This is a genomic window from Siminovitchia jepli, from assembly GCF_047228825.1.
GTDB lineage: Bacteria > Bacillota > Bacilli > Bacillales > Bacillaceae_C > Siminovitchia.
In genome coordinates this window covers 20,324-27,279 of record NZ_JBFEGN010000052.1, presented here as the reverse complement: position 1 = coordinate 27,279, position 6,956 = coordinate 20,324, and the positions used below count along the sequence as shown (strand labels likewise).

Genomic DNA, 6,956 nt, shown 5'->3' with positions numbered 1-6,956 from the left:
GCGAGATGAAGTGGTCGGGAAACCAACTTTATCCTACCATGAAGTGAGGTTTTTTTGTTACCACGCTATAAGCTCTCTGGAACCCCCGGCATAGCCAGGGGTTTTCTAAACCATTAAATAGGCGCTATCCTTGTTCAAGGATAGCGCCCATGGGAACTGGACCCCGCCCGCAAAACTATTCGTCCTCCTACTTGTACAAACATGTTTCTGGCTGATTGAGACATTGATCCCGTTTCACAAGCGAACTATAACATTACAAGGAACTAAGGGGTTATATAAATACAGCGAACAGTGATAAGTCCGTTCACTCCCCCCTGCCGTTGAGCCGTCGGGGGCTTCCTTCTTCGTCGTATAAATAAAATCCTCTTCCTGTTTTCCTACCAAGATTTCCGGATTCGACCATCTTTTTCAAAAGAGGAGCAGGGCGATACTTAGAATCACTAAATCCTTCATACAAACCTTCCATAGTGGCCAGCAGAACGTCCAATCCTACAAAATCAGCCAATTCGATAGGACCCATTCTATGGTTAGCTCCCAGCTTCATGGCCTGGTCCACATCCTCAGGTTTCACGCCTTCCATCAAACAGAAGATTGCTTCATTAATCATGGGTACAAGAATCCGGTTAACTAAAAATCCCGGATAATCTTTACATTCAACCGGCTCCTTTTTTATTTCCTTGACAAATTGACTAGCAGTTTCATAAGTTTCTTTGTCAGTAAGTAATGAGGGTATCACTTCTACCAGTTTCATTACAGGTGCTGGGTAAAAAAAATGCAATCCTATCACTTTTTCCGGCCTTTTGGTGGCCGACCCGATGGCAGCTATGGAAAGGCCGGAAGTGTTAGAAGCAATAATGGCATCCTTCGCTGAATGCACTTCTATATTACGAAAGACTTTTTTCTTAAGATCCAATTTTTCCGGAACAGCTTCTATAATGAATGGAGCCTCTCGAATTTCTTCCATATCTGACGTCCCCGATATCCGGGCTAACGTTTCATCCATATACTCTTTTGTGCACTTTCCTTTTTTGACTTTTTTACTTAAATTGTTTGATATGATTTCAAGGCTGTTATGTACCCTGTCTGAATCCACTTCCACTAAGCATACTTTTTTGCCAGCTTCCGCAATCACTTGTGCAATCCCAGATCCCATCAATCCTCCACCAATCACTGCGACCGTTTTCATTAAAACAGATCCTCCTTTATTTATGATGAAACAAATAAATCGCACTCAACATCAAACATAGAGCTATTCCCTTTTTCATGTCCAATGGAATTTTTGGAGCGCCGAACAATCCAAAATGATCAATCAGAGAGCTGATCAAGAGTTGGCCTGTTATCACCGCCACGAAAGACATTGAAACACCTATTCTTGGAACAGCAACTACGACAGTGGCTAAATAAAATGCGCCTAAAATACCGCCTGTCAATTGGTATTTGGGTACCCCGGATACCGCTAGAATATTGCCTTTCCCCCAGAATAAAACCATAAAAAACAATGCAGCTGTACCGATACAAAAAGAAATAAAGGTGGCTTCAATTGATCCCACCTTTTTTCCAAGACCGCCGTTAATAGCTGCCTGCATTCCAACTGCAAGGCCGCCGGCTAAAGTTAGTAATAGATAAAACCATTTCATCTTTCCGCCTCCTCTTCTAAGAAGAGCAGCCCCTAGCTCATCCTAATAAAGAGCGGACAAGGAGGGGCCACTGGGCTGAATCAGTTATTTTACTCTTTCAAAGAGAGCTGAAATTCCTTGTCCACCGCCAATGCACATCGTAACGATTCCTTTATCCAAGTTGGATCTCTGCATTTCATACAAAAGTTTTACCGTCAAAATGGTACCGGTAGCACCTACAGGATGACCCAAACTAATGGCCCCGCCATTCACGTTGACTTTGGCAGGATCAATATCCAAATCTCTTACAACTGCGCACGCCTGTGAAGCAAATGCTTCATTCACCTCAAAAATATCGATTGATTTCAAATCCAAGTTCAACTTTTCGGCCAGCTTTTCTGTCGAAAGTTTTGGGGCATACCCCATTACATCCGGACTGTTTCCTGCTACGGCATATCCTTTTATGGCCAAAATCGGTTGAACTCCAAGCTCTTCCGCCTTCTCTCTTGACATCAATACTACGGCAGCCGCACCATCATTGATCCCTGAAGAATTGGCCGCAGTCACAGACCCGCCTTCTTTAAAGGCAGGTTTCATTTTTGCCAGCTTTTCCATTGTCAGGCCTTCTCTGGGATGTTCGTCCGTATCCACAACGGTTACGTTGCCTTTTCTATCTGTCACTTTGATAGGCACGATTTCATCCTTGAATAACCCTTCTTTGATGGCCCTTATGGCTTTTTCCTGGCTGACTAAAGAAAACTCATCTTGCTGCTCCCTTGTCACTTCATACTTATCAGCAACATTTTCAGCCGTAATCCCGTTATGATAAGGTCCGCCAGGCCATGTCAAAATCGTTAAAAGCCCATCTTCCAATACACCATTCCCCATTTTATATCCAAAACGGGAACCCTTGTCATAATACGGAAGCTGAGACATATTTTCGGTCCCGCACGCAATCACGACATCGGCATTTCCTGTTTGGATTTCAAGCATTCCGTCTACAATTGCCTGCAATCCCGATCCGCATTGTCTATTCACGGAGTAAGCAGTTGTTTCTTCGGGTAAATCAGATTTCAACGACACGACCCTGCCAATAAATCCGTTCTCTGCAATCTGTCCAACATTTCCAACAATCAGCTCATCAACCACATGTGAGTCAATGCCCGCTCTTTTGACTGCCTCTTTAACAGCATATGCCGCCAAATCAGTTGGATGAATATCCTTTAAACTTCCGCCGAATCTTCCAATGGGTGTTCTTGCACCAGATACAATTACCACTTCTTTCAAGTTGCTCATTGTATAACACTCCTTCTTTCTTTTAATTAAAGAACCATTCCTCCGCCAACATTAATGACTTCACCAGTAATATAAGAGGCTTCATCTGATGCCAAGAAAGCAATCATGTTCGCTACATCAGAAGGGCTTCCGGCTCTTCCCATTGGAATTTTAGATACCATAATATCCCATACTTTTTCAGGGACTCCTCTTGTCATGTCGGTATCAATAAAGCCTGGGCAGATGGCGTTGCATGTAACATTTTTCTTCGCCAATTCACGTGCGGCCGTTTTCATGAGACCCACAACACCAGCTTTTGAAGCAGCATAGTTCGCTTGTCCATAGTTGCCAAGCCAGCTCGCTGAAGAAATGGAAATAATTCTTCCGTATTCTTTTTCACGCATAATTTTGGCTGCTTCCTGTGTACAGAAGAAAGTACCCGTCAAGTTCACATCAATAACCTGCTGCCATTGTTCGGCAGTCATTTTATGGAGAGTTACATCTCTATTGATTCCGGCATTATTTACTAGAATATCAACCGTTCCGAAAGTTTCCAATGCATACTTGAACAACTCCTGTACTTCTTCCTGTTTTGCTATATTGGCAGTATAGTATGAAGCATTGTACCCTTGTTCTGAAAACTCTTGTATAACTGATTTGCAGCTATCCTCATTCATATCTACCACAATTATATTTGCGCCTTCTTTTCCAAGCTTCTCAGCAATACCTTTTCCCAGCCCCCTGGCGGCACCAGTTACAATCGCCACTTTATTTTCTAATCTTCCCATTTCTTCTGCCTCCTTTATTACGCTACTCATTTGTCATGAAATCTCTTAATCCGAATGGACCCTCTTTAAAGAGTTCGACATCCATTACTTTCAAATCCCGACTGACAATCGGCTCAAAGTCCATCATATCAAGCACATCTTTTTGCAAATCCACCCCGGGAGCAATTTCGATTAACATGACTCCTTCTTTGACCAGCTTGAAAACAGCCCGCTCTGTAACAAAAAGTACTTGCTGCCCTTTCTCCCTGGCCAATTTTCCGTTGAAGGAGATTTGAGTGACTTTTGACACCATTTTTTTGATTGAGCCTTCCTGTTCGATGTTAACTTGATTATTCTCTAAGTTGATTTTGGCACCACGGGTGCTGAATGTAGCGCAAAAAACAACTTTTTTGGCATTTTGTGTAATGTCAATGAATCCACCTGAACCCGTACATAACGGGCCCATCTTAGTCGCATTGACATTCCCTTCCCCGTCCAGTTCGCCAGCACCCATAAAAGTAACATCAACGCCAGTTCCATTATAGTAATCCATTTGCTGGTCGTGGCTGATCATCGCGTATACATTTTGTCCGATTCCAAAATCGATGCCGCCCGCTTGAACTCCTCCGTAAATCCCCGACTCCACGGTAATCATCATCTCATCGGATATACCTTCTTCATTTGCGATATTTCCAATGACATCATTCGGTATGCCGGTTCCAAGATTGATGATGTCTCCTTTTTTGATTTCGTACATTGCTCTTCTGCCAATGAATTTTCGGATGTTCAACTCCAGCGGCTTGATCGATGTTTGTGGAACTCTCAAACTTCCGGAATAAGAAGGGTCAAAGTACCAGGAGGACGTTTGTCTGTGATCCTCATAAGGGTTTTCACATTCCACCACTACATCCACAAACACACCCGGAACCACAACATCTTTAGGATTCAGCGTTCCTGTCTGGGCGACTCTTTTGACTTGGGCAATCACTTTTCCTCCAAACCTTTTTGTCGCCAGCACTGCAGGCAAAACCTCCAGCTTCATCGCTTCCTCTTCCATCGTGATATTGCCCATTTCATCCGCCGTTGTACCGCGAATGACACATACATCCAATGGAATCTTTTTATAGAACATATATTCTTCATTGTCATATTCTATAATTTCGGACAGATCTTCCAATGGCTCCGTGCGGTTATTCATCTTGCCGCCTTCGACCCGCGGATCGATAAAGGTTCCCAATCCAACTTTGCTCATTTTTCCCGGAAGGCCGCAAGCCATTGACCTGTATAATTGAGCCATCTGCCCCTGCGGCAGGCAATAAGCTTCCACTTTATTGTTGGCAATCATGTCCATCCATCTCGGCTGCAACCCCCAATGTGAGCCTATGATTCTCTTAACCAATCCTTCATGGGCAAAATGCTGAATTCCATCTTTACGATCACTTTGCCCCGCGGAGTGAACAAGCGTGATATCTTTCGGATGTCCTGTTTCTAGATATCTGGTCTCAACCGCCTTTAAGACCGCCTCTGCGGCACCTACCAACGTCATTCCAACCGTCGTGACTGTATCGCCATCTCTTATCAGACCGGCAGCTTCTTCCGCCTTCATAAACTGTGCTTTCAAGTCATTTCTCTCCTTTAAGCCTTGTCAGGCATTCCCTTATACCTTTTTTGTCTATTTTACCGTTAGGTGTTTTATCGACTTCCTCCACAAAATAAAACTCAACAGGAATTTCATAACTTGCCAACCGGCTTTTTAAACAAGAGCGTATATAGTCCTCCTCTACAAGATAACCGGCTTTTACTGAAACAACCGCTACCGGAACCTCACCGTATTTTTGATCTTTCCTACCGACAACTGCCACTTCATGAATCCCGTCAATCTTTCGAATTTCATTCTCGATGTCATAACTGAATATTTTTTCGCCGCCGCGATTGATCATATCTTTTTTTCTATCCACAATATAAAGGTAGCCAGCCTCGTTCACATAGCCGATATCGCCAGTCTTCAGCCATTTATCCGCGGTTATTAAATCAGTCTCCCGCTTGTAATATTCTTCAACGACATTGGTTCCTTTTAAGTAGATCTCTCCAATGTCCCCATCTTTCACTTCCTCACCAGTCTCATCCACTATTTTTAAACATAGACCCGGAATGGGAATACCTGAAGATCCAATATACTCGCTTTCAGATGCATCTTCTGGAAATATAGTGGCAGGAGAAGTGGTTTCTGATAATCCGTAAATCGTCCGGAATGACATTTGAGGCAGCCACTTCTTTAATTCTGTGATCATTTCACCAGGCATATTTCCACTACCGCATCCTAAGGTTTTCAGAGTCGGAAGTTTCGGGAATGCACTTTTCTTTTCTAATAAAAGTGCAAAAACCGTAGGTGATGCATGATAAAAAGTAATGCTGTATTTCTCGATATACGTCAATAGCCGGGCTGCATCAAAAAACTTGTGCAAATAAACCGTTCCTTTACATTGCAGGAACAAGCACAAAGTGGCTGCCAGCCCGGTAATATTATAAATTGGAATGGATAGAACGGTAGAATCGCTTTCTCCCAAGTTCAATATTTTCCTATATGCAATTACGGCATGTTGTAAATTGAAATTCCTGATAACAACTCCTTTGCTAAATGAAGTTGTTCCGGAAGTAAACATTATAATCGCCGTATCTTCCAATAAACCGCAATCCCTTGTTTCTGTATATTGGTATGGAATGTCACGCCATGATTGCTTGGCAAAAACAAAGACATGCTTGCCTTCATTTTTAAACTTTTCCATCCAAGGTTGAAATGCTTCATCAACAATTAGCAGATCACAATCACTCTTGGAGATTAAAGAATCAATGGCCGACTCTTTATATTTTGTTGGAAATGGAACGATGACCGCCCCCAATTTTTGAGCCGCTAAAAATGAGATCACAAATTCCATGGAATTGTATAAGAGTAATCCGATGTGGCTTCCCTTTCGTATGTGATACTTTTCTGCAAAGTAAGCAGACAATCGATCTGTCAGAACCAACAATTCTTGAAAGGAGTACGATTTTCCATCGATATCAATGATTCCAACTTTATTAGGGCATTCTTCGGCATTATCTTTTAGAACTTGGTACATATTGCTTTTCATGTCATTAAACGTACTATATTCCCTGTTATTCAATTTTCTAACCATCATTTCATCAGTTAAGCCTTTGCCCCAATAATCATTTCCCTTTATCAACGCATCCACCTCCAATCAATATTTTATCATGCAATATAGATGCATCTTGCAACGCTCCTCTGGACAGGAGCGTT

6 protein-coding genes are annotated in these 6,956 nt (G+C 42.6%); all 6 read right to left on the bottom strand.

From position 1 onward, the window contains the following. Window positions 1-304: 304 nt before the first annotated feature. The 6 genes from AB1L08_RS15380 to AB1L08_RS15355 all read right to left on the bottom strand — a co-directional run bounded on the left by AB1L08_RS15380 (window position 305) and on the right by AB1L08_RS15355 (window position 6,882). Window positions 305-1,186, bottom strand: a complete 882-nt coding sequence (locus AB1L08_RS15380) for a 3-hydroxyacyl-CoA dehydrogenase family protein (RefSeq protein ID WP_413065533.1) — start codon at window positions 1,184-1,186, stop codon at window positions 305-307. A 16-nt stretch (window positions 1,187-1,202) separates the two neighbouring features. Beyond that, on the bottom strand, window positions 1,203-1,637 hold the full coding sequence (locus AB1L08_RS15375; RefSeq protein ID WP_144461990.1) for a DMT family transporter: 435 nt from the start codon (window positions 1,635-1,637) through the stop codon (window positions 1,203-1,205). An 84-nt stretch (window positions 1,638-1,721) separates the two neighbouring features. Beyond that, window positions 1,722-2,912 carry a thiolase family protein gene (locus AB1L08_RS15370; RefSeq protein ID WP_144461988.1) on the bottom strand — a complete coding sequence of 397 codons (1,191 nt, stop codon included), beginning with the start codon at window positions 2,910-2,912 and terminating at the stop codon, window positions 1,722-1,724. Window positions 2,913-2,938: 26 nt separating this feature from the next. Beyond that, entirely contained in the window at window positions 2,939-3,679 is a 741-nt protein-coding gene (gene fabG / locus AB1L08_RS15365; protein ID WP_144461986.1) for a 3-oxoacyl-ACP reductase FabG, read from the bottom strand. A 22-nt stretch (window positions 3,680-3,701) separates the two neighbouring features. Next, window positions 3,702-5,279, bottom strand: a complete 1,578-nt coding sequence (locus AB1L08_RS15360; protein WP_222119364.1) for an acyl CoA:acetate/3-ketoacid CoA transferase — start codon at window positions 5,277-5,279, stop codon at window positions 3,702-3,704. A gap of 1 nt (window position 5,280) precedes the next feature. Continuing rightward, a complete protein-coding gene (locus tag AB1L08_RS15355) occupies window positions 5,281-6,882 on the bottom strand; it encodes a class I adenylate-forming enzyme family protein (protein ID WP_413065532.1) in 1,602 nt (533 codons plus the stop codon). Window positions 6,883-6,956: the final 74 nt, after the last annotated feature.

Bases quoted from the DNA above. Each gene is read 5' to 3' on its own strand.
- AB1L08_RS15380 (WP_413065533.1), bottom strand. From the start codon at position 1,186: ATGAAAACGGTCGCAGTGATTGGTGGAGGATTGATGGGATCTGGGATT.
- AB1L08_RS15375 (WP_144461990.1), bottom strand. From the start codon at position 1,637: ATGAAATGGTTTTATCTATTACTAACTTTAGCCGGCGGCCTTGCAGTT.
- AB1L08_RS15370 (WP_144461988.1), bottom strand. From the start codon at position 2,912: ATGAGCAACTTGAAAGAAGTGGTAATTGTATCTGGTGCAAGAACACCC.
- fabG (WP_144461986.1), bottom strand. From the start codon at position 3,679: ATGGGAAGATTAGAAAATAAAGTGGCGATTGTAACTGGTGCCGCCAGG.